General features: G+C 70.2%; 20 protein-coding genes and 2 pseudogenes. 10 read left to right on the top strand and 12 right to left on the bottom strand.

Features of this window, described 5'->3' with window-relative positions; all coding sequences use genetic code 11:
- The first annotated feature begins 23 nt into the window (after positions 1-23).
- A complete protein-coding gene (locus tag ACN28I_RS37930; RefSeq protein WP_420946779.1) occupies positions 24-344 on the top strand; it encodes a sensor histidine kinase in 321 nt (106 codons plus the stop codon).
- 91 nt (positions 345-435) lie between these two features.
- Positions 436-1,701 carry a hypothetical protein gene (locus ACN28I_RS37925; RefSeq protein WP_420946778.1) on the top strand — a complete coding sequence of 422 codons (1,266 nt, stop codon included), beginning with the start codon at positions 436-438 and terminating at the stop codon, positions 1,699-1,701.
- 8 nt (positions 1,702-1,709) lie between these two features.
- Here the strand turns inward: ACN28I_RS37925 and ACN28I_RS37920 are convergent, their stop codons facing one another.
- From ACN28I_RS37920 to ACN28I_RS37900, 5 genes and pseudogenes are all read right to left on the bottom strand, one after another.
- Complete coding sequence (locus ACN28I_RS37920; RefSeq protein ID WP_420946777.1) at positions 1,710-3,896, bottom strand: PAS domain S-box protein; 2,187 nt, start codon at positions 3,894-3,896, stop codon at positions 1,710-1,712.
- Between the two features lie 121 nt (positions 3,897-4,017).
- A complete protein-coding gene (locus ACN28I_RS37915; RefSeq protein ID WP_420946776.1) occupies positions 4,018-4,677 on the bottom strand; it encodes a CgeB family protein in 660 nt (219 codons plus the stop codon).
- Positions 4,664-5,104, bottom strand: coding sequence for a hypothetical protein (locus ACN28I_RS37910; RefSeq protein ID WP_420946775.1), 441 nt, complete (start codon positions 5,102-5,104; stop codon positions 4,664-4,666). Before ACN28I_RS37910 ends, ACN28I_RS37915 begins: the two co-directional genes overlap by 14 nt.
- A 66-nt stretch (positions 5,105-5,170) precedes the next feature.
- Entirely contained in the window at positions 5,171-6,349 is a 1,179-nt protein-coding gene (locus tag ACN28I_RS37905; protein WP_420946774.1) for a glycosyltransferase, read from the bottom strand.
- Positions 6,350-6,721: 372 nt separating this feature from the next.
- A pseudogene (locus tag ACN28I_RS37900) lies at positions 6,722-7,477 on the bottom strand (peptidoglycan-binding protein); the annotation flags it as partial.
- A gap of 330 nt (positions 7,478-7,807) precedes the next feature.
- Here ACN28I_RS37900 and ACN28I_RS37895 point away from each other — a divergent pair.
- The 3 genes from ACN28I_RS37895 to ACN28I_RS37885 all read left to right on the top strand — a co-directional run bounded on the left by ACN28I_RS37895 (position 7,808) and on the right by ACN28I_RS37885 (position 9,696).
- Positions 7,808-8,326, top strand: coding sequence for a hypothetical protein (locus ACN28I_RS37895; protein WP_420946773.1), 519 nt, complete (start codon positions 7,808-7,810; stop codon positions 8,324-8,326).
- Positions 8,323-9,141 carry a hypothetical protein gene (locus tag ACN28I_RS37890; protein ID WP_420946772.1) on the top strand — a complete coding sequence of 273 codons (819 nt, stop codon included), beginning with the start codon at positions 8,323-8,325 and terminating at the stop codon, positions 9,139-9,141. Before ACN28I_RS37895 ends, ACN28I_RS37890 begins: the two co-directional genes overlap by 4 nt.
- 96 nt (positions 9,142-9,237) lie before the next feature.
- Entirely contained in the window at positions 9,238-9,696 is a 459-nt protein-coding gene (locus ACN28I_RS37885) for a hypothetical protein (protein ID WP_420946771.1), read from the top strand.
- A 266-nt stretch (positions 9,697-9,962) separates the two neighbouring features.
- On the opposite strand, the gene ACN28I_RS37880 is transcribed toward ACN28I_RS37885, so the two are convergent.
- Positions 9,963-10,136 (bottom strand): hypothetical protein, encoded by a 174-nt coding sequence (locus ACN28I_RS37880; RefSeq protein WP_420946770.1) that lies wholly within the window; start codon positions 10,134-10,136, stop codon positions 9,963-9,965.
- Positions 10,137-10,179: 43 nt separating this feature from the next.
- Entirely contained in the window at positions 10,180-11,754 is a 1,575-nt protein-coding gene (locus ACN28I_RS37875; protein WP_420946769.1) for a hypothetical protein, read from the bottom strand.
- A gap of 421 nt (positions 11,755-12,175) precedes the next feature.
- Here ACN28I_RS37875 and ACN28I_RS37870 point away from each other — a divergent pair, with 421 nt between their 5' ends.
- The 3 genes from ACN28I_RS37870 to ACN28I_RS37860 are packed head-to-tail and all read left to right on the top strand — an operon-like array spanning position 12,176 to position 14,800.
- Positions 12,176-12,880, top strand: coding sequence for a DUF2381 family protein (locus tag ACN28I_RS37870; RefSeq protein ID WP_420946768.1), 705 nt, complete (start codon positions 12,176-12,178; stop codon positions 12,878-12,880).
- A gap of 17 nt (positions 12,881-12,897) precedes the next feature.
- Positions 12,898-14,229 (top strand): serine/threonine-protein kinase, encoded by a 1,332-nt coding sequence (locus ACN28I_RS37865; RefSeq protein ID WP_420946767.1) that lies wholly within the window; start codon positions 12,898-12,900, stop codon positions 14,227-14,229.
- Between the two features lie 7 nt (positions 14,230-14,236).
- Positions 14,237-14,800, top strand: coding sequence for a hypothetical protein (locus ACN28I_RS37860; protein ID WP_420946766.1), 564 nt, complete (start codon positions 14,237-14,239; stop codon positions 14,798-14,800).
- A gap of 14 nt (positions 14,801-14,814) precedes the next feature.
- Here ACN28I_RS37860 and ACN28I_RS37855 read toward each other — a convergent pair whose 3' ends face one another.
- Positions 14,815-15,624 (bottom strand): hypothetical protein, encoded by an 810-nt coding sequence (locus ACN28I_RS37855; RefSeq protein WP_420946765.1) that lies wholly within the window; start codon positions 15,622-15,624, stop codon positions 14,815-14,817.
- Between ACN28I_RS37855 and ACN28I_RS37850 the strand changes: the two genes are divergently transcribed.
- Positions 15,593-15,925: a hypothetical protein gene (locus tag ACN28I_RS37850; RefSeq protein ID WP_420946764.1), complete on the top strand. Its 333-nt coding sequence runs from the start codon at positions 15,593-15,595 to the stop codon at positions 15,923-15,925. The two genes, ACN28I_RS37855 and ACN28I_RS37850, sit on opposite strands and share 32 nt — an antisense overlap.
- 307 nt (positions 15,926-16,232) lie before the next feature.
- Here the strand turns inward: ACN28I_RS37850 and ACN28I_RS37845 are convergent.
- The 4 genes and pseudogenes from ACN28I_RS37845 to ACN28I_RS37830 form a co-directional block, all read right to left on the bottom strand.
- Positions 16,233-16,779, bottom strand: a pseudogene (locus ACN28I_RS37845) (peroxiredoxin family protein).
- Between the two features lie 45 nt (positions 16,780-16,824).
- Positions 16,825-18,105 carry an amidohydrolase family protein gene (locus tag ACN28I_RS37840; protein WP_420946763.1) on the bottom strand — a complete coding sequence of 427 codons (1,281 nt, stop codon included), beginning with the start codon at positions 18,103-18,105 and terminating at the stop codon, positions 16,825-16,827.
- 114 nt (positions 18,106-18,219) lie between these two features.
- On the bottom strand, positions 18,220-18,456 hold the full coding sequence (locus ACN28I_RS37835; protein ID WP_420946762.1) for a hypothetical protein: 237 nt from the start codon (positions 18,454-18,456) through the stop codon (positions 18,220-18,222).
- A 65-nt stretch (positions 18,457-18,521) separates the two neighbouring features.
- On the bottom strand, positions 18,522-18,725 hold the full coding sequence (locus tag ACN28I_RS37830) for a hypothetical protein (protein WP_420946761.1): 204 nt from the start codon (positions 18,723-18,725) through the stop codon (positions 18,522-18,524).
- 41 nt (positions 18,726-18,766) lie between these two features.
- Here ACN28I_RS37830 and ACN28I_RS37825 point away from each other — a divergent pair, with 41 nt between their 5' ends.
- Positions 18,767-20,518 carry a protein kinase domain-containing protein gene (locus ACN28I_RS37825; protein WP_420946760.1) on the top strand — a complete coding sequence of 584 codons (1,752 nt, stop codon included), beginning with the start codon at positions 18,767-18,769 and terminating at the stop codon, positions 20,516-20,518.
- The last annotated feature ends 10 nt before the right edge of the window (positions 20,519-20,528 follow it).

Below are 20,528 nucleotides of genomic sequence, written 5' to 3'. Positions count from 1 at the left end.
CCATTGTGGGGTGCTGGGACAGGATGCGCCTGGAGCAGGCGCTCACCAACCTGCTGCAGAACGCGGCCCGCTACGCCCCGGGCGCTCCCGTCCACGTCCGGGTCCAGAGCGAGGGCCCCTGGGCGCGAATCGTCGTCCGGGACGGCGGGCCGGGCATCGCCGAGAAGGACCACGCCCGGATCTTCGAGCGCTTCGCCCAGGCGGGAAGCGAGCAGTTCGCGGGGGGCTTCGGCCTGGGGCTGTGGATCGTGAAACAGGTGATCGAGGCCCACAACGGCAGCGTGACGCTCGCCAGCCGTCCCGGAGCGGGCGCGACGTTCACCCTCATGTTGCCCCGCGACTGAAAAAGCGGTTCCCATTTTCCGGCGCCGGGCCGGTCTCCCTTCCAAGAGCGCCCATTCCGGCCGCTCCCCTTGATTCCCCTGGAGGGGACACATGCTTCGGCGACTTCTCGGTCTTCCCGTCCTCCTGCTCTCCCTGCTGCTCACCCTCGCTGGCTGCGACGGCGTGGTGACGCCCCAGCACGAGGGAGAGCCCCTCGTCACGCTCGAGGGGCAGATGAACCCCACGCCGGATGCCCGCATCGACGGGCAGGTGCGGCTGGCGCTGGTGTGGTACCCGCAGTGGATGGCCGCGGAGGACACGGGTGGCACCCAGGAGGGGCCCCTGGAGATCGTCACCGAGGACGTCGTCTACCAGGGCAGCTTCCCGGCCAACTACCGCTTCCACATCTACCGCCCGCCGCCAGCGGAGGCGCTCGCGCCGCTCGGCGAGGGTCTCCAGGGCAAGGGCGCCTTCGGCGTCCTCCTGGCGTACCAGGACGGCAACGGCAACGCGAAGCTCGACATCATCGCCAGGAATGGCACGGCGGCCGACCGGGTCATCGGCTCCTCGCTCCTGGGTGAAGCGCGCTCCAACTTCGCGCTCGTCTACACCGACACGGCGCAGCCCGCGAACACGGGCCTGAAGTCCGGCTTCAACATCATCCAGGCGGTGGATGGCGAGTCCGGCACGGTGGTGCCGCTCAACACCCGCCTGCCGATCAGCCTCACCCAGGGCGGCCCCATCTTCGACGCCCTCGTCTGCGAGGCCGGGTGGCTCACCTTCCTGTTCATCGACGTGTGCGGCCTGGACGGGGGTGAGGTCTTCGAGCCGGCCCCGCTCGCCATGCAGGGCCGGGTGGCGCTCGAGGACACGAAGGCGGTGGTCGAGCTGACGGTCTCCTCCGAGAATGTGCCGCTCCAGGACGCGACGGTGAAGCTCGCGGGCCGCACCATCCCCTATGACGTGGCGCGCGAGGCCTATGTCCTCGAGGAGGAGGACTCGGCACTGCTGACGGCCGGTGGCGGCTTCGAGCTCGTCGCGGAGGCCGGAGGCAAGTCGGTGCGCCACACGTTCCAGGTGCCCGGCGGCTTCGACATCACCACCCCCGCCGCGGGCGAGCCGGTGGACGCGAGCCAGCCCCTGGAGCTGCGGTGGACGGCCTCCCGGGGAACCACCGGGTACTATGTGGGCTTCTCCTCCAGCAGCGCGGGCGGCAGCACCCTGGCCGAGGAGGGCGCGCTCTCGCAGACCTTCGACGCCGCGGGCGCGGAGGGCGAGGGCGTCGTCCGGGTGGAAGCCCGCGCCGTGCCGATGGACATCGACGCGTATGTGACGGTGGCCCTGGTGCGCGAGCGGACCTTCACCTTCGCGCCGTAGCCGTGCCTTCAGGACGCCTCGGGCACCGCCCGGGGCAGCTCCACCCGGAAGGTGGCCCCGTGGCCGGGCGTGCTCTCCGCGGAGATGGTGCCCCCCATGGCCTGGAGCACCTGCTGCGTCACGTACAGCCCCAGCCCCAGTCCGCCGTAGTGCCGCTCCGACACACCCCGCTCGAACTTGTGGAAGATGCGGGGCAGCACGTCCGGCTCGATGCCGATGCCCTCGTCCCGCACCACCAGCCGGGCCTCGGCCCCGGCCTCCTCGACGCGGATGGCCACGGGATGGCCCGCCCCATACTTGAGGGCATTGGACAGCAGGTGCGAGACGACCTGCTCGAGCCGCAACCGGTCCCACTGCCCCACCACGGGCCCGTCCGCCTCCAGCCGCAAGGGACTCCCGCTCCGCTCCGCCTCGGCCTGGAAGCGCGCGGCCACCTCCCGCACCAGCTCGGACAGGTCCACCGCCTCCCGCTCGATGCGCAGCCGGCCCGCGCTGAGGTGGGACACGTCCAGCAGGCCGTCCACCAGCTCCGACAGCCGCCTCACCTGGCGGCGGCACACCTCCAGGTGCCCGAGCAGCCCCCGGGCCAGCCCGGGCGTGTACCGGGATTCCAGCTCGCGCGTGAGCACCCGCAGCTTGAGCATCAGGGGCGTCAGGGGAGTCTTCAGCTCGTGGCTGGCGATGGAGAGGAACTCGTCGCGCAGCAGCACCGCGCGCTGCGCATCCCGGTAGAGCCGGGCGTTGTCCACCGAGAGCGCGGCGCGCCGGGCCAGGTCCTCCGCGGCCTCGAGCTCCACCGCACCGTAGCGCCGGCCCGAGCGCACGGTGGTGAGGAAGGTGAGCGCGCCCAGGGTGCGCCCGCGAGCCACCAGGGGCACGGACAGGATGGAGATGAGCTGGGTGGCCGCCATCGTCCGGGCGTGCTCCTCGTCGTGCGCCTGGGCCGGGAGGCGCTCGGCGGGAACCTCCGGCAGCAGCACCGGCCGCCCCTCGCGTATCGCCTGGGTGGGAGGGTGGGCGGGGTTGCCATCCAACCGGGCCGGGAAGCGGCGCATCCGCGCGGCCAGGGGCGCATCGGCCGGGTCCGCCGACGCCACCTCCACCCGGCGCACCGAGCCGTCCTCCTCCACCAGGTCCACCAGGCACCAGTCCGCCAGCGTGGGGACGGCCAGCCACGCCAGGGTGGCGAGCGTCGTGGCGTGGTCCAGGGAGGAGGCCAGCGCCGTCCCCGCCTCCGCCAGAAAGCGCTGGAGCTCCTCGCGCCGGCGCCGCTCGGTGATGTCGATGACCGAGCCGATGTAGCCGAGGAACTCCCCACCCGGCCCGAAGCGGGGAGCCGCCGCGTCGATGGCCCAGCGGTACTCGCCGTCCGCGCGGCGCAGCCGGTAGTCCACCTGGAAGGGCACCCGCCGCGCATGGGTGTCCACGAAGACGGCCTCCACCGCCGCGGCGTCCTCGGGGTGCACGGCCCTCAGCCACCCGAAGCCCAGCCCCGTCCGCTCCGTCTGGCCGGTGAACTCGTACCACTGCCGGTTGAGGTAGGTGCACACGCCCCGCGGGTCCGTCACCCACATCATCACCGGCGCATGGTCCGCCATGTTGCGGAAGCGCGCCTCGCTCTCCTGGAGGGCGCGCTCGGCGGCCTTGCGCTCCCCGATGTCCATGAGCGTCACCAGCGCCCGGTCCGCCCGCCCCACCACCGCGTCCCAGGTGAAGGTGAAGAGCACCTCGATGCGCCGGCCCTCCAGCGATTGCACCACCGTCTCCGCCTGGAAGAAGGGACGGCCCTCGTCCAGCGAGGCCAGCTCCTCGACGAACACCTCCAGGGTCTCCGGCAGGAAGATGCGATCCGGCGAGCCGAGCAGCTCCTCCTGGCTGGAGGCGCCGAACATCCGCAGGGAGGCCTCGTTGACGCCCACGACGCGCACCCGCTTCACCGCCTCGAGGAGGAAGTCCGGGTGCTCGGCGCACCAGGCGCGCACGTCCCGCATGCCCTGGCGCCGCAGCCCGCGCAGCAGCTCCTGCACCTCCGAGAAGTCCTCCTCCCAGATGGAGACGCCCACCGTCTGGACGATGTGGCGGGCGTGGGCCTCACGCTCCTCCAGCTCGGCGAGCCGGCGCAGGAGGGCCGCCCGCTCGTCCCCGGAGCGAGCGCCCCGACGCCCCTCGGGGCTCTTCCTGGGTGCCTTGGGCATGGGTTTCGGATCGCCCCGCCATGTGTTTGGACGAAGGGGGGCGCATGCTAGGCGCAACCCCCGAGGGGCGAGGGGAATTCGCCCGGAAGTACCACTACCGGACATCGCCGGAGCGGGGGGCTCAGCCCAGGCCCAGCGCCTGCTCCACCCGCAGCGCCCGGTGCGCGTACGTGTGCTCGGCCAGGACGCGGCGGCGCGCCGCCTGCCCCAACTCCCGCACCCCGTCATCCGTGAGACACAGCACCGCCTCGGCCACCTCCAGGCCGTCCTGTGCCACCAGACACTCGCGCCCCGGCTCCAGGAAGAGCTCGATGCCCTCCCACGCGTCCGTGATCAAACAGGCGCCCGCGCCCGCGGCCTCGAAGAGCCTCGGGGCCGGCGCGAAGCCGAAGCGCGCCATGCCCTCGCGGCTGATGTCGAGCACCGAGCGCGCCGAGCAGCGCAGCGCGTTGTGCTCCTTCGGCGCCACGGAGCCCACGTACCGCACGTTGGAGGGCCGGGGCCGGTCTCCCCACCCCTCCCCGCTCAGCAGGAAACGCTTGTCGGGCAGCAGGTCCGCGGCGCGCAGGAAGAAGGACTCCACGCGCCGCTCCAGGTCCGGCAGCCGGTCGTCCACCAGCACCAGGTCACAGTCGAAGCGCTGCTGCGCCTCCACCGGCTGGTGCACGTCCGGGTCCACCGCACTGTAGATGGGAACACACTCGCGGGCCCCGAGGTCCCGGTAGGCCAGCACCACCGGGTCTCCCCCGCCCTGCGTGAAGACGCGGTCATAGCGCGGCACGAGCGCCCGGAAGGGATCCTCCGGATGGCCCGCCAGGCGCTCCAGGGTGCCGGGAGCGTCCAGATCCCAATAGACGACCTGGGTCCGGCCGGACTTCGAGCTCCAGCACGCGGGCGTCCAACCACTCGTCGCAAAAGCCCACGTTGCTGGCCTTCACCACCACGTCCGCGTCCCGGGCCTCCTCCAGACAGCGCTCGAGCCCGCGGGTGCCCTCCACCGAGTACACCACCACCGTCGCCCAGTCCGGGGCCACCGGCAGGTCGCGGTGGCGCTGACGCTCGGGGAGCGCCGGCTCGTAGAAGGTTATCTGGTGCCCCCGGGCATGGAGGGCCTTGAGCAGGCCGCGGTAGTACATGGCGGCCCCGTTCCACCAGGCGGAGACGAGGCTCGCGCCAAAGAAGGCGATCCGAAGTCCGTGGCTGCGCATGCGAAATCCTTTCCCGCTCGAAGCGGCCCCCCAGCCCGGTCTCGACGCCCATCCAACAGCCGCCGCTCAGGTCGCCCGCGCCAGCTGGGGCTGGACGGGAGGCGCCACCCCGGACGCACGGTCCAGGTCGGCATAGACCGCAAGGTAGGCATCCGCCATGCGATCCGGGGAGAACTCCAATGCACGCGTGCGTGCAAGGGTGGACATCCGACTGCACAGCACGGGCTCCGACACCAGCCGGCGCAGGGCGCGCGCGAGCATGTCCGTGTCGTCAGGTGGAACGAAGACGGCCGCGTCCTCCCACACCTCGCGCAAGGAGGGGATGTCTCCCAACACCAGCGCACACCCGGCGAGCGCGGCCTCGAGCGCCGCCAGGCCAAAGGGCTCGTAGCGCGCGGGCAGCACATAGATGGAGGCGCGGCCCATGTACCCGGCGAGCTCCGCGTGGGACAGCCGCCCCAGCGTGCGCACATACCGGGCGCGCACCTCGCCGCCGTCGGGGTGCTGGGAGCTGCCGGCCACGAGCACCGGCCAGTCCAACCGGGGCGCCGCCGTCTCCAGCACCTCCAGGTTGCGCGCCTCGTCCCACAGCCGGCCCGTGGCGAGGATGAAGGGCTCGCGCACCGGGCCGGGCGGGAAGTCCCCGTGGTGGCGCGCATGGGGAATGACACCCGAGGAGCGCAGCGGCCCGTAGTGCCGCGACAGGGACGCCAGCAGGTCCGCGGTGGGCGCCACCACGTGGCCCGCGGCGCGCAGCCCCCGCGTCACCTCCCAGCGGTAGCGCACGTCGCGCTCCAGCGCCGGCTCGCCCTTCACCGATTCCCACCAGGAGAGGGGACACTCGTGCGCCACCACCAGCGGCTCGTGGCGCCAGGGCAGCGCGGCGTGGCAGTAGCCGTTGAGGTGCACCGCGTCCGGCTGGAGACGGGACTCCAGTTCCAGCAGCCACTCGCCCGCCGCCGCCACGTCGTCCCAGGCGTCCTCGGGCCCCTCGAGCCGCCAGGTGCTCTGCTCGATGGAGAGCCCCGGCACGCCCCGCACCTGGGCCCACTGGAGCGCGGTGAGCGGTGCGCCCTGGACGGCCAGCGTCACCTCCACTCCCCGGCGGCCCAGCGCCCGGCTCAACTCCAGCGCATACGTCCACACGCGGCCCGTGGTGCCGGCCGTCATGAGCACGCGGCGCACCTCCCCGGAGGCGCTCGGGCGCACGGACACGGGGGCAGGCAGCGAGGAAAGTTCGCGCATGGATATAAGCGGTAGCACACCCGCGAGGTCGTGCCAGACAGGCCCCCCCCTCCGGGTCCCATCTGCTGAACGGATCACCCCTTCCAATGCCGCCGGGTCAACGCATGCGCCGTACGAAACCGGACAGCGGATCCAGTGCCATGAAAACGTCCTTGTCACCCTTCGGAGCGAAGCGGGAAGCGGCGGACGAAACGCTCGCGGAACCACTGCCGGCTCTCCGCGGAGAGCTGCCAGGCACCCCGCCAGCCCCCACCACCCACGCCGGTTCTGGGCGCCGTCCTCCAGGAGCGGCGGTGACTGCGGGGACGAGCTCGTCGAGACGGGCGCGGAGCGCAACAGCCCGAGCCGGGGAGCCCAAGGCAAAGCCCTCGCTCAGTGGGTGAGGACCTCGAGGGCGCGCCGGTAGTAGGCCTCGCGATGGGCGAGCCCGTTGAAGCCGCCATTGATGCGGCGGGTGATTTCCCGGAAGTCGCCCGCGTCCGCGAGCGGGTTGAGGCCCCGGCTGGTCCAGAACCAGGCGGCGACGCGGAAGCCCACGTCGACATCCGCGGCCCGCTCGGGGTGGGCCTCCAGGTCGAGGCCCAACGCACGGCCAGCGGTCCGGTAGTTGTCCCGGCCGGTGAGCTGGATGGGGCCACGGCCCTTGTAGCGCGTGCCGTCTCCCGGCCGCGTGTTGCCCAGGTCCCGGCGGCCCTCGTAGGCCTCACCGGAGGCGAGCTCCTCGAAGAAGCGCAGCTCCCCGCTCTCGTGGGCGAGCTGGGCGAGGAAGGCCGCCTGGCGCTGAGGGGTGAGGATGTCCGCCTCGACCATCGCCGCATCGAGGTGGGGCAGGCACTCGCTGGCACGGCTGGCCGACAGCCTGGTCATGATGGCCTGGAGCTGCTTCTCGTTGAGCCTCGAGCTGATCGGGATCTCGGGGCGCTCGCCCTCGACATGGATGCCGAGCGCGGTCCACGTTCGCGGCCCGACGATGCCATCGGCCGTCAGGCCCCTCGACTGCTGGAAGCGCTTCACGGCGGTCTCGGTCCCGCGGCCGAAGATGCCGTCGGCCACACCGGGATCGAAGCCGGCTTCCAGGAGCTTGCGTTGTAGCTCGGCGACCTCCGGGCCCCGCGACTCCAGGCGCAGCGCCCGGGGCATGGTGGACGAACGAAGGGTCGACATATCGAGGGAGGGCATCGGAAAGCTCCATGTGGAAAACGCCACACCCCGATGGAGACGGTCCGGCGGATTTGTGAGCAGCCCTCCAGTCGGACCGCGCCGGACATCACCCGCGCTACCGGGAGGCGGAAGAGGAAACGGTTGGACGGTCCACTGGGCGGCACGGATAGTCCCCACGTGAAAACGACATCCACCTGGAGGCTCCTGGCGGTGGGCCTCGGCATCCTCCTCGTCTCTTGCAGTGCGACCCGCGCCTCGCTTCCCACCCCCACGAGCGTCCAGGAGCTTTCCCGCTCCGTGCTCATCCTCGAGAAGACGCCGGACGGGCAGGTCACCCACTCGTGGGAGCCCCTGAGCGGCTTCGACCTGTCGAAGTGGCCGTTGCCCTACCGGGCGAGCGGCGGCACCGTGGAAGGCCCCATCGTCCGCGCGGCCTGGACTCGGGATTGCGAGGAAGAGTCAGACGCCTGCATGGACATGTGCAGGAAATCGTTCGGGAGCCGCAATTGGAGTCACTCGAAGAAAAGATCGAAAGAGGAGACCTGTCGCGGCAGATGCAGACCCGCCTATATTGACTGCTGCGAGCTCCGCGAACAGGCCGAAGCCCTGAAGTTTTCTGCTGCCGATGACGCCATTGCCTGGTTGAAGCTGCACCATGAAGAACTATTGGTGGGAACTGTCGTCGTCATCGCGGGAGTGGCCTTCGTCGCAACTGTCGTGGGATGCGGAGGAACCGCGCTGGTCCTCGTGCCAGCCATCCTGATGGTGTCCTCCGGGACTCCTTTCGTCCCCCAACTCGCGCAGGTGAAGCCATGACAACCCAATCCTTCCTGTACGACACACAAGAAGTCATTGGGAAACTATGGAACAAGTATCCATCACCTGAACACAGACAACTGCTTGGGGTGGCACGAGATGCGCTGTTCTACGTTTACGTGACTGGCAAACGGTACCGTCTCGAGGACTTCCGCAAGGACATTGGGTCTGGCCTACACTGCCCTCCTGATACCCAGGAACGGCCTGGAGATGACTTCACGGGTCTCGATGCGCAATTGAACAGCACAGAATGCTTCTTCAAGAAGCTCCGCGACGAGACTACCTCCGCCAGACAGAGGAACCTGCTCCAAGCCATTCTCGACACGCTGCTCTTCATTTCCTCGACCGGGCAGCACAGCGGGTTCAGCGAGTATCTCGAGCACCTCGAGGCGGACGCGCCTCCGTATGCCATTGCCTCGTTCAATACGAAGGAGGAAGTGGAAGCCTGGCTCAAGAATCACCCCGCTCCTCCCGATTTCGCCCATGTGCTGGTCGCGAATGCCTATCACGACGTGGTGTATGAGCGCGAAAGGAACTTCCGCCGCATGCTGCGCTCTCGCACGCTCGAATACCACCTCGCCGATCTCAAGAAGAGACATCCCCCCGCCGCCGTCGCGTCCTTCGCAACCCTCGAGGACGCAGAGGCCTGGCTGAAGGCCCAACCCACGCCCGCCAGATGGGCCTGGGTCTCCATCGCGGGCGAGCCCTACCTCGCGGTGTATCACCCCAACCTCCAACACCGCGCCCTCTACCCGCTCTCCATGGCCAATGGGTACGAGGTGGAGGATGACGAGGAGGAACCCGGCGAGCCGTAGGGGCGCGGTTGCAGGCGCCCCTCCCGCCCTCGGGGCGAACACCTCCGCGCATTCCGGCTTGACCTCGCAGGTCCGGCGGCAGGAAGGTCCCGGGCCATGCTGCCCACCCTCTGTGGTCACCTCGCCCTGCTCGCCGCCCTGTCCGCGGACCCGCCGGGCCTCCCACCTTCCCAGGTCATCTCCCCGCGACCGCGCTCGACGCAAGGGGGGATTCCAGAGGTCACCTCCCCACCGGCTGCGCGGGGCCACGCCACCTCGGGCGCTCCCCCCACGTTCCGATTCGTCCCCCCGCTCGACCCGACGGTTCTTGGGCAGCGCAGCGGCGAGCCGGGCACGCTCACCGTGACACCCGAGCCCGGGACCGCACACCCCGAGGCCACGCGCACCGAGGAGCCCGGACTGTTCGCGCGGCTGGTGCTCTCGGGACGGCTGGGCCGCGGCGGCGTCACGTCACCTGGTGGAACGACTCCCACGCGCCGGTCGCCGGAGGCGAGTGCCTCGAGTGTGGCGCGCTACGCCGCAAGCAGCGAGCGCACGATACGGACTCCACAATAAACGAGCACCCCTCCGCCTTGGAGCCAGACCGCTACGGAGAGGAGCCCTGGAATCAGTCCTGGCGCTGGACGCAGCCCAAGGTACGACCAGCCGAGCACCGCGAGGATTGATGCACCAGCGCCTGCCCATGGGCCGCCGAGTCCGAGCGAAACGAGAGGACCCGCCATACAGATGACGAACAGCAGCAACAGCACCGTGCACCCGGGGCCACTGCTGTCAGATGACTCGAGTCCTGAAGAGGAAGAGGGATTCGGCATGAACCAGGCCTATCGCAAGAACTCGGAGTAGATGTAGATGGCCGTGCCATCAACAACCACGTTGAAGCCGACGAACGTGATGATGAGGGCCGGCGAGCCGAACAGATTGGCGGACGTCTCCGCCTTGAGCACTTCCAGGTAGGGAAGCCGCCCCACCGTGGACTCCCTCTTCAACATGCCCATGGAAAGCTCTTGGAAGACATGGACGAGCTCATGCTGGATGGCGCTACGTCCGATGATGGGAATCTTGCGAATGAGCCTGCTCATTCCAAGAACCAGCCTTCCTTCGGAGTAACCGGCGTATCCACCGCTCAGAAGCATCTGCTGGACGGTTGCGTACTCTCGGAACTCCGCGGTCTGCACCATCTTGATCAATGCATCCCAATCGATGGGATCCTTGCGGATGAGCTTCGCATAGGCGGACAGCTTGGTCCGGAACCATTTGGATTCGAGCTCCCGCAGGTACAGCTGCTGGAAGCTCAGGACTGAGGGGACCGCTCGGCGCGGGTGATTGCTTGCCAAAGAGCCCGCGTCCCGGAGTGCCTGGGGTGACCTCCTGGTTCGCGGTCCGACGTGCGACCTGTTGGTATTGATGCTCCTGACGGGCGGCACTCAAGATCTGGGTACGCAACTCGCTCTTGACCTGGGGAAGAGCCTTGAGGCCCTTTTCGAGCTGAACGAGATCTCCACTCTTGTTGAAGAGCAAGACGGCCGGCTTCATCGCCTTGATGGCCGCTGCCACGATGGCCAGTTCGCCCCCCGCTCCGAGCACCGCGACGATCACCCAGCCCAAGGAGGGGTCATCCGACAGGAGCTGGGCTCCGTGGGCCGCGGATTGAATCTCGTATTGTCTGAGCGCCATCAGCGCATCGCCCACGCCAATGCCCACGCCCGCGCCCACTGCGAGGACCGCGACCGTTCCCCCACCTGCCGACAACAGGCCAGCGGCAAGGGCCAGGACGCCAAGCGCCAGTGCGATGATGGCCTCTTGACCCTGGATCGACCGGATACGGTCTTGGAGGATGAGATCATAGATGGAGCCGGAAGCGATGCCGATCACCGCGTAGGTGGCTCGCAGAAGCGCATCGAGCTTGAAGACGAGCACGGAATTTCCCGTGAGGTTCTTCCGGGTCTCCGCAACGTCCTTCAAACGTGCCTGGATGTAATCCAGCATCACCGACTGCACTTCCGCAGGAGAAGCGTTGGCCAGACTTTCTCGCTCCAAATCCTTGTTGCGCAGGAGCGGATGCGCTTCCGCGGCCTTGGCGAATTCGACTTCGGCCAGGCGGCGAGCCTCCGAGGCCCTCTGCTGGGAGTCGACCTTCATCTTGAACTCGCCCGGCATGTAGCGGTGCAGGTCGGGATCGGGTCTGATCGAGCGAGCATCCCGCTCAGCCGCAACCGCCTGGCTGTAGTACTCCCTTGCACGGGTATGGCTCAGGGCCTGATGCAACGCCATGGCATTCGAGCGATTCAGGTATCTGCTTTTTTCTTTCTGGAGGACTTGCTCGTAGCTGGCGAGCATGCCCAAGGAAATCGCCAGCGCCGCCTTTTGGAAGGAGGAAAGAAACTCGCTGATGGACCTCTCAAAGTCCTCGACATCCTTGAAGCCAGCACTCCGAAGCTGGGCCAAGACCCTCCTTCGCGTGCTGTCGAGGGTACTCCGGGTGATGTTGTGATTCGGGTCCCGGACGCCAAACTCATCCCGGCTGGGCGTCCACGACGCTGAGTGCTGTAACGAGTAATACGCCTTGAGCTCCCGATACAGGCCCTCCTGATTGTCGAGCCGGGTCTTGAGCATCTCGTCGCCCTCCTACAGGCGCACCTACGATGAGCCTTCGCGTCTTGGCTGAACCCACTGCCGCTCCGCCATCCGCAGCCTACCCATTCCCAGCTTACAGTACCGCGAGTTCCAGCAGGCGCAGGCGCCGCGCCTCGCAGTCCACCTCGGCCCGCACGCGCAGCGGCACGATGAACTGTGGATCCGTGTGCCCACCGCCTCAACCGCACGGGCGACTCGGTGCGCAAGGCAGATGGGAATTCGACCCGGGCCAAGAGAGGAGCGAAGTGAACCCCGGCCAGCGTCGCTAACGGAGGTGCCTGCCTCCGGGCCGCTTCACAAGAAGGGGCGCGGTTGCAGGTCTCCCGCCCGCTTTCGAGGCGAACATCTCCGCGCATTCCGGCTTGACCTCGCAGGTTCGGCGGCAGGAAGGTCCCGGCCCATGCTGCCCACCCTCTGCGGTCACCTCGCCCTGCTCGCCGCCCTGTCCGCGGACCCGCCGGACCGCCCGCCTCCCCAGGTCATCTCCCCTCGGCCCCGCCCCACACAGGAGGTCATTCCAGAGGTCACCTCCCCACCGGCTGCGCGGGGACTCCCCACCCCGGGCGCTCCCCCCACGTTCCGCTTCATCCCCCCGCTCGGCCCAGCGGTGCTCGAACAGCACAGCGGCGAGCCGGGCACGCCCACCGTGACACCCGAGCCCGGGCTCGCACAGCCCGAGGCCACGCGCACCGAGGAGCCCGGACTGTTCGCGCGGCTGGTGCTCTCGGGACGGCTGGGCCGCGGCGGCGTCACCGTCACGTGGTGGAACGACTCCCACGCACCAACCCCGGAGGACGAGGTCTCCATTGGGAAGAGAACCCTCTACCTCGCCGAGACGCTGGCCGTGGTGTCCATGACGCTGGAGCTGTCCCCGGCGGCCACGAAGCCCTGGGGACCGGGCGAGGCGTGGCTGCTGGATGCGCGAGGTGGCGTGGTGGGCCGCTTCCCGGTGTGGATGGAGGGGATACAGCTCGTCCCGGGGGAGAGGCGCACCGTGGCCTTCGAGGTGGAGCGCGTCTCCGGCACGGAGCCCCAGACGCTCCGGCTGGAGCTGCGGGAGCGGAACGGTGGGCACACCGTGCAGGCCGGAGACCTGGAACTGTGAACGGGGAGCGATGGGACATGAACGGGCCGCCCCTGAACGTGGCATGGCTCGAGCCCGGCACGGTGGTGGCCGGCTGGCGCCTCGGAGAGAAGCTAGGGGTGGGAGGCTACGGGGCCGTCTACCGTGCGGAGTCGGTGGAGCAGCCGGGCACCTTCTGCGCCATCAAGGTGTTCCTCAACCCCGCGGACGTGCGGGCCGGGCGCGAGGCGGCCCTGCTCATGGACAAGGCGGTGCACCCCAACGTGGTGCGCTGCCATGGCACCGGCCGCTGGCCCCACCCGGCCCGGGGACACACCTTCCTGGTGCTGGAGCTCGTGCCCGGCCTGCCCCTGCACCTCTGGGTGGAGGAGCACAACCCCGACTTCGCGCGCCTGGCGTACGTGGTCGCGGAAGCGGCCCTGGCGCTGGGCACGCTGCACAAGCGAGGCGTGCTGCACCGCGACCTCAAGCCCGAGCACCTGCTCGTCCGGGAGACGGACACGCGCCCCGTGCTGGTGGACTTCGGCTCGGGTGACTACGAAGGGGCGGGCACGCTCACCGAGACGCCGCTGCCCCCCGGCACCGCCCACCTGCGCAGCCCCGAGGCCGCGTGCTTCTGGCTGGCCAAGGAGGACAACCCCCGGGCGCGCTACACCTACGGCCCGGCGGACGAGCTGTACGCGCTGGGGGTGTGCCTGTACCGGGCGCTCACGGGGCACTACCCTTTCCCGCCCGCGGACCTGAAGTTCATGCTGTACCTGGACATCGCGCACCGGGAGCCGGCGGCGCCCGTGGACGTCAACCCCCGGGTGCCACGCGCCTTCAGCGACGCCGTCATGCGGCTGATGGCCCGGCACCCCGAGGCGCGCTACCGCGATGGCGAGGAAGCCCATGCGGCGCTGCTGGCGGCCGTCACCTTCGGAGGGCGCGAGCCCTGGGAGGCCAGCGTCTTCGAGTGGGACGAGACATCCTCCCCCGAGGTGCCAGAGGGAGCGGCGACGTCCAGGCGGAGCATCCGTCGGCCTTCCCCGCCTCCCGTGCGGGAGCAGCCCCCTCCGCCCCCGCCCCCTCCGTCACCGGAGCGGCCCCAGCGCTGGAGGAAGGCCCCGCTCCGTGGGACTCGCGGCCCTGCTGGCCCTCGCGGCGGCGGTGCTCCTCCTCACACCGCAGGTGACGACGTGGGGCGAGCGGGAGCCCTCTCCTCTCCTGCCCGCCCACCCCACCGCCGAGGTAGCCATCAACCACCCGCCCACAGCGGTTCAGGAAGTGGCGCCCGGGGCAGACGCACCGGACACTGCGCCCACCGCGGCCCCGCCCTCCCCGGCGGGAGTCGCCCCCGCGGCCACCCCTCCGGTGCGACAGAAGGATGATGCGTCGATGAAGAAGAAGAACGGACCTGGAACCCCCCAGCCCGAGCAGCGGCCTTCCCCTCCCCAGACGGCCTCCTCCGATGCCTGGAAGCGAGCGCTGCTGATCTGCCTGGTCCAGGGCGGAACCGCCTGCGCGGGCGCCCAGATCAAACCCCAGCGCGGCCCCTGCCCTCCCGAGGCCCTCGCCGCCATGAAGTCCCTGCGCATCGACCTCTATGACGGCCAGGAGACGTGGCTCGATGTCACCAAGCCCCGTAGGAACGCCCTGGACAACTTCACGGACGGCCCCATCATCAGCAGTCTCGACGACAGCATTGGCGACCTGCCGGAGGGCTCGGTGCTGTACGGCCGGCTGTGGGTGACCGGCAACGGGACGAACAACAAAGGGCGCAAGCAGGTCTTCGGCCGCTGGGACAAGGCGAAGCTGCCAGATGGACGGGAGATGCCCGTGTGCTTCAACCTCATGAACCCGGATGGCGCCTATGAGACCGAGGTGGGGCCACCCGGCTACGCCCGGCTGCCGCGCAGAGTGCCCCTGGTGGCCGTCAAACGCTTCGTCTTCGAGGATTGAATTCCCGAGGTCCTCTAGGGAACGGCGGGACCCGCGACCTCGGACCCGCCGTCCCGGGCCTTGGGCGCGCGCTGCCGCTCGAGCCAGCCCTTGTACTCCGCCGACTCCAGGAAGGCCCTGGCCACGGGTCCGTCCTCGATACGTACCCGCATCAGACTCCCTGCCCACTGGCGCTCCATCGCCTCGAGCAGGCGCACCGCGCCCGCGTGGTCCGCCTCCTCGATGGCCAGGCGCAGCAACTCCACATGGGGCTCCAGCAGCGCCGGCTCCGCCTCGAGCACCTTCTGGAAGGAGCGCTTCGCCCCCTCCAGGTCGTCCTGATCCAGCCTCACCTGGCCCCGCAGGTGGTGCAGGTAGGGGTCCCCCACCCTCCTGTCGAGCCGGTCGATCGCCTCCATCATCGCCGCGCTGTCTCCGCGCAGCAGCGGGTTGTCCAGCGCGAACAGGTCCAGCAGCGGATCCTTGGGGAAGGCCTTCTCGAAGGCCACCAGCCCCAGCGCGTACTCCGCCTCGTCCAGCGACGCGAGCACCTCCAGGCGCCGGCGCTGAATGAACCGATCCCCACGCACCCGCGGCGCGAGCCGGTCCATCTCCTCCACGGCCTCCCGGTCCTGGTCCGCTCCGAGCAGGCGCTCGATGCGCCGCAGCCGCGGCAGCTCCTCCACCCAATCCCGCTCCGGGCCGCGCAGCCTCCGGGTGAGACACTGCCCGCGTTCGGCCGCGGCCAGCAGGAACACCCGCCACATCGACTCGCCGAGGCGCTCTCCTTCCCGGAACGGCAAGAGGTCGACGATGACGGCCTCGTTCCGGCCGTTGCGGCCCAATTCGAGCCTCGAGGTAGTTCAACCCGGAGTCGGACAGGACGCGGAAGAGCGCGAGCGGCGTGCGCCCGCGCATGCGGACCTGGAGCAGCCGGACACGAAGGCCCTGCCCACCCGAGCCCAACAACCGGCGGCCCAGGGGCCATCCGTTCGCACGCGCGTCGCGGGCCAGCTCCTCGAGGAAGGCCCTCGAGACCGGCAGGCCCCGCGTCACGCGCTGGAGGAACTGGTCCCCATCGAGCCGCGCATCCAGGGCGGCCGGGTTTCCTTCACGCAGTGCGGTCTCCACCTCCCGGGCCAATGACAGGAAGGCCGGGTCGACGGGGGAGGACATGCCGGGGGGAGACGCGGGAGCCGCGAGCAACAACCAGAGCAGGGGGAGCATGCCCCATGGCCTATCACAGAAGATGACCGGGGAAGTAGCACGGCCTCCGTGACTTCCCGGGTCATCCCACCGCGGGCTCCAGCAGGCACAGGCGCCGGGCCTCGCAGTCCACGCATGCGCATGGATTCACTCCACCCCTGGAACACGGAGGGTGCCGGAACCCGGGAGTTCCGGCACCCTCACCCCGTCCCTCTCCCGAGGGGAGAGGGGATTGGCGTCCCGGGCGCTACTTCTTCGCGTCCTTGCCGGCGTCCTTCGCCGCCTCCGTGCCCGCGTCCGCCTTCGGCTTGCGGATGGGACAGGACACGATCGCCCCGGTCGGATCGATGGCGTCCTTGCCGGACTCCACCTTGAGCACCTTGCGGTCCTCGCCAATCACGAACGTGTAGCGGTTGGCCAGCTTCAACACCGGCGTCTTCACCTCATAGAGGTTCGTCAGCTTCGCGTCAGGGTCGGGAATGAACGGGAACTGCGCCTTCAGCGACTCCTTGAACTTCGCCAACGTCTCCTTGTCATCGGTACTGACGGCCAGGACCTGGCCGTGGAGCTTCTCGACTTCCGCGTAACGGTCGCGGTACGCCGAGAGGCTCGCGGGTTCAACCACCTGTGAAGGCTTTGGGGAAGAAGGCCAGGATGACCGGGCCCTGCTTCACCATCTCCGACAGCGTGTAGGACTTGCCGGCGGTGTCCTCCACCGTGAAGTCCGGCGCGACGTCCCCCACCTGGGGGGTGGCTCCCGCGAGGAAGCCCGCTACGAGCGTGGGAATGAGCATCCCCCGAGTTAACGGCTTCGCCGGTTGCGGCGCAACCCGGAGGCCCTACTTCTCGCTCATGCGGGCCCACACCGCCGCGGCGGCCTCGCGCGCCTGCTCCGCCACCACCGTGGGGTTCACCGACAGGGGCCGGCGCGCCCACACCCGCCACACGCCGTCCACCATCACCGACTCGACATGGCGCGAGCCCAGGCCGAACACCACGTGCCAGGCGAGGTTCTCCGCCGTCAGCGGGGTGGCCGGCAGGTAGTCCATGATGAGTAGGTCCGCCACCGCGCCGTCGCGCATCAGCCCCACCTGCAGCCCGAAGGCCTGCGAGGCCAGGCGCTGCCCGTTGGCCAGGTAGCGCAGCACGTCGATGGGCTGTCCCGCGTCGCGCGAGCGCAGCCACGCCGCCTGGGCCTCGGCGAACATGTCCGCGCTCACGCTGTCGGCGCCGAGCGTCGCCCGGTGGCCGAACTTCAGCGCGGGCGCGTAGCCCACCTCGGCCTCCATGTTCGAGCGCGGCGTGTGCGCCAGCCACGCGCCCGTGGGCAGCAACTGCGCCAGCTCGGGCCACGCCAGGTGCCCCACGTGCGCCAGCAGCGCCTGCGGCGACAGCAACCCGCCGTCCACCAGCCGCATCACCGGCGAGGAGCCATAGCGCTCCACCGACAGCTTCTCGTCGAGGGGATCTTCCGCCAGCGGCACGTGCAGCCCCGCACTGGTGCTCTTCACGGCCTCGGCGATGCCCTCCAGGCCCTCCTTGCTCACGGTGAAGAGCGGGGCCGCGCCCACCTGCCCGCGCAGCCGCCCGCGCGCCTTGCGCGTGAAGGCCACCGTCTCCTCCAGGCCCTCCTCGCGTCCCAGCGCGCCGCGACGGTCCGTCACCGCGTAGGCCAGCACCCCGCGCAGGCCCACCTCGTGCAGCCCGCGCCCCACCCGCAGCAGCGAGCCCTGCACGGCCTTGGGCGAGGAGTGCAAATCGAAGAGCGAGGTGGTGCCGCACTGGAGGGCCTCGAGGCCGCCAGCGGTCGCGGCCACCTGCACCGCGTCCAGGTCCAGCGCGTCCTCGTAGCGCCAGCGCACCTTCTCGAGGAGCTCCTCGTAGCCGTCCAACTTGGGCCGGGGCATGCCGCGGCCGAGGCTGGCGTAGAGGCGTTGGTGAGCGCTCACCAGGCCCGGGAAGACGAGCTTGCCCGAGAGCGCGATGACCTCGTCATCCGGGGAGGCCTGCAGATCGGGCCCACGGGCCACGATGCGCTCTCCCTCGATGCGCAGGTCCACCCGCTCGACACACGCGGGTTCGAGCTCGACGACGATGCCACCTTTCAGGAGCGTGCCCACCCGTCCCTCCGGTTTGTCCGAAACCATCACGTCAGCGCGCCCCGCCCCCGGACGCCGACCGGGCGGTAGGTTAGCACTCCGGACGCGTCATGGCGCGCCACAGCACGAAAAGGATCAACCCCCCGCGTCCGGTCCACAACGCGGTGCGCAACAGGTGGGTGACGACGAGCCGCCGCCAGGGCGAGGCCCACCCAGGGCAGGGCCGGATTCACCCCGGGTGGGGGGTGAGCGCGGCGGGCCCACGACCCGGGAGAACAGGGGGTAGTGCACCACCTGGACGAACCAGATGAGCCCCACCATGAAGAGCGTGGCCGCCGCGTGGGCGAGCAGGACGAGCGGGGTGCTGGGCATGGGCCTCCGGTGTAACCTGCCCCCATCGTGGTCTCCGACAGCAGCAACGCGTCCTGGTTCGGCCGTTACCGTCTCAGCGCTCGCATCGCGACGGGCGGCATGGCCGAGGTGTATCTCGGACGGCGCATCGAGGAGGACGGCTCGCGCGGTCCGGCGGTGGCGGTGAAGCGGCTGCTGCCCCACCTGCTCTCGGACCGGCACATCGTCCAGATGTTCCTCAACGAGGCGCGCATCACCGAGCAGATCCACCACCCCAACGTCATCTCCATCCTCGAGCCTCGGCGTCGAGGGCACCGAGCCCTTCATCGTCATGGAGCTGCTCGAGGGCCGCTCCTTCGCCGAGCTGCGCCAGGAGGCCGCCGAGCGCGGCCAGCACGTCCCCCTCGGCATCACCCTGCGCATCCTCGTGGACGCGTGCCGGGGACTCGATGCCGCCCACCGCGCCGTGGATCAGGACGGCCGCCCGCTGCGCATCGTCCACCGCGACTTCACCCCGGACAACATCCACGTCGGCGTCAGCGGCGCGGTGAAGGTCATCGACTTCGGCATCGCCCGCGCCGAGTCCATCGGCTCCGGCACCGAGCCCGGCACCCTCAAGGGCAAGTTCTTCTACATGTCGCCGGAGATGATCATCGGCGGCTCGGTGGACCACCGCGCCGACGTCTTCGCCGCCGGTGTCATGCTCTACGAGCAGCTCTGCGGCCGCCGGCCCTTCACCGGCCTCACCACGGACGCGGTGCTCCAGCGCATCGCCGAGGGCCGCCCCCGTCCTCCCACCGAGCTCGACCCGTCCGTGCCGCCGGAGCTGGATCGCATCTGCCTCATGGCGCTCGCGAGAGAGCCCCACGAGCGCTTCGAGAGCCTCCAGCGCCTCACCGAGGCCATCGAGCACGTGGGCGGTGCCGCCGAAGTCGCCTCCTCCGGGCAGGTGGCCGCCTACGTGGAGGCGCTCTTCCCGCTCGACCGAGACCCGAAGCGCCAGGCCCTCCGCCGCGCCCGGCTCGCCGACCCTTCCCAACCCACCACCGGTGCCGCGCCCACGCGCGCCTCGACGAGCCCGCGCACGCCGCCACCGGCCGTCCCCTCCCCCGCTCCCGGAGAGACCCCCGCGTCCCCTCCCGCGAGGAAGCGCGGGCTCCTGCCCGGGGTGGCCGTGCTCGGCGGACTGCTCGTGCTGGGCGGTGGTGCCGCCCTGTTGCTCCCGCGCCAGGGTCCACCGCCCGCCGAGCGGCTCGCCGCCGCCGAGGCCACCACGGACCCCGATGCCCGCGTCTCCGCCCTCAAGGGCCTGGGCGGGGACGAGCGCGCCGACGCGGCCCAGCTCGCCCGGGCCGGTGCGTTGCTGCTCGCCGCGGGAATGCCCCAGGCCGCCCTGGACGTGGCCGAGGCCTTCGTCGAGCGTTTCCCCAAGGACGTGGAGTCCCACCTGCTCGCCGCGCGCGCCAGCACCGAGCTGAGCATGGGCCGCCGCGCCGAGCGCGCCATCGAGCAGGCCCAGGCGCTCGCTCCCGAGGACGTCCGCCCGCGGCTGGCCCTCGCCACGCTGCGCGAGCGCCAGGGAGATCTGCCCGGCGCCATCACGGCCCTCGCCCAGGCGTACGAGAAGCACCCGCGCGACGCCGAGGTGGCGCCGCGCTACGGCCTGCTGCTGTCGCACCACGGGCAGCTCGAGAAGGCCGCGGAGGTGCTGGGGGCGTGGACGCGCCGCAACGAGGACGCGCGGGCGCTCGCGGAGCTGGGCTTCGTGCGCTACCGCCAGCAGAAGCTCGACGACGCGGCGGCCCTGCTTCGGCGCGCGCTGCGCAAGGACAAGGAGCTCGCGCTCGCCCACTACTACCTGGGGGCAGTCCTCTTCCGTCAGGACAACATCTCCGGCGCCGAGCGGGCCTACCGGGAGGCGGACCGGCTCGAGCCCAAGGACCCGCGCGCCCTCGCCGCGCTCTGTCAGGTGCTCGCCCATGCGGGCCGGGTGAACGATGTGGATGCGCTCAAGCGTTCACTGGAGGCTCGATTCCCCGAGAAGGCGAAGTCGCTTGCTGACGAGTGCGCCCCGGCTCCTTAGAGCTGTGGGC

The sequence above is a fragment of the Archangium gephyra genome (assembly GCF_049060025.1).
In the GTDB taxonomy this organism is placed as follows: domain Bacteria; phylum Myxococcota; class Myxococcia; order Myxococcales; family Myxococcaceae; genus Archangium; species Archangium gephyra_A.
This window is presented reverse-complemented; position numbering and strand designations above follow the sequence as displayed.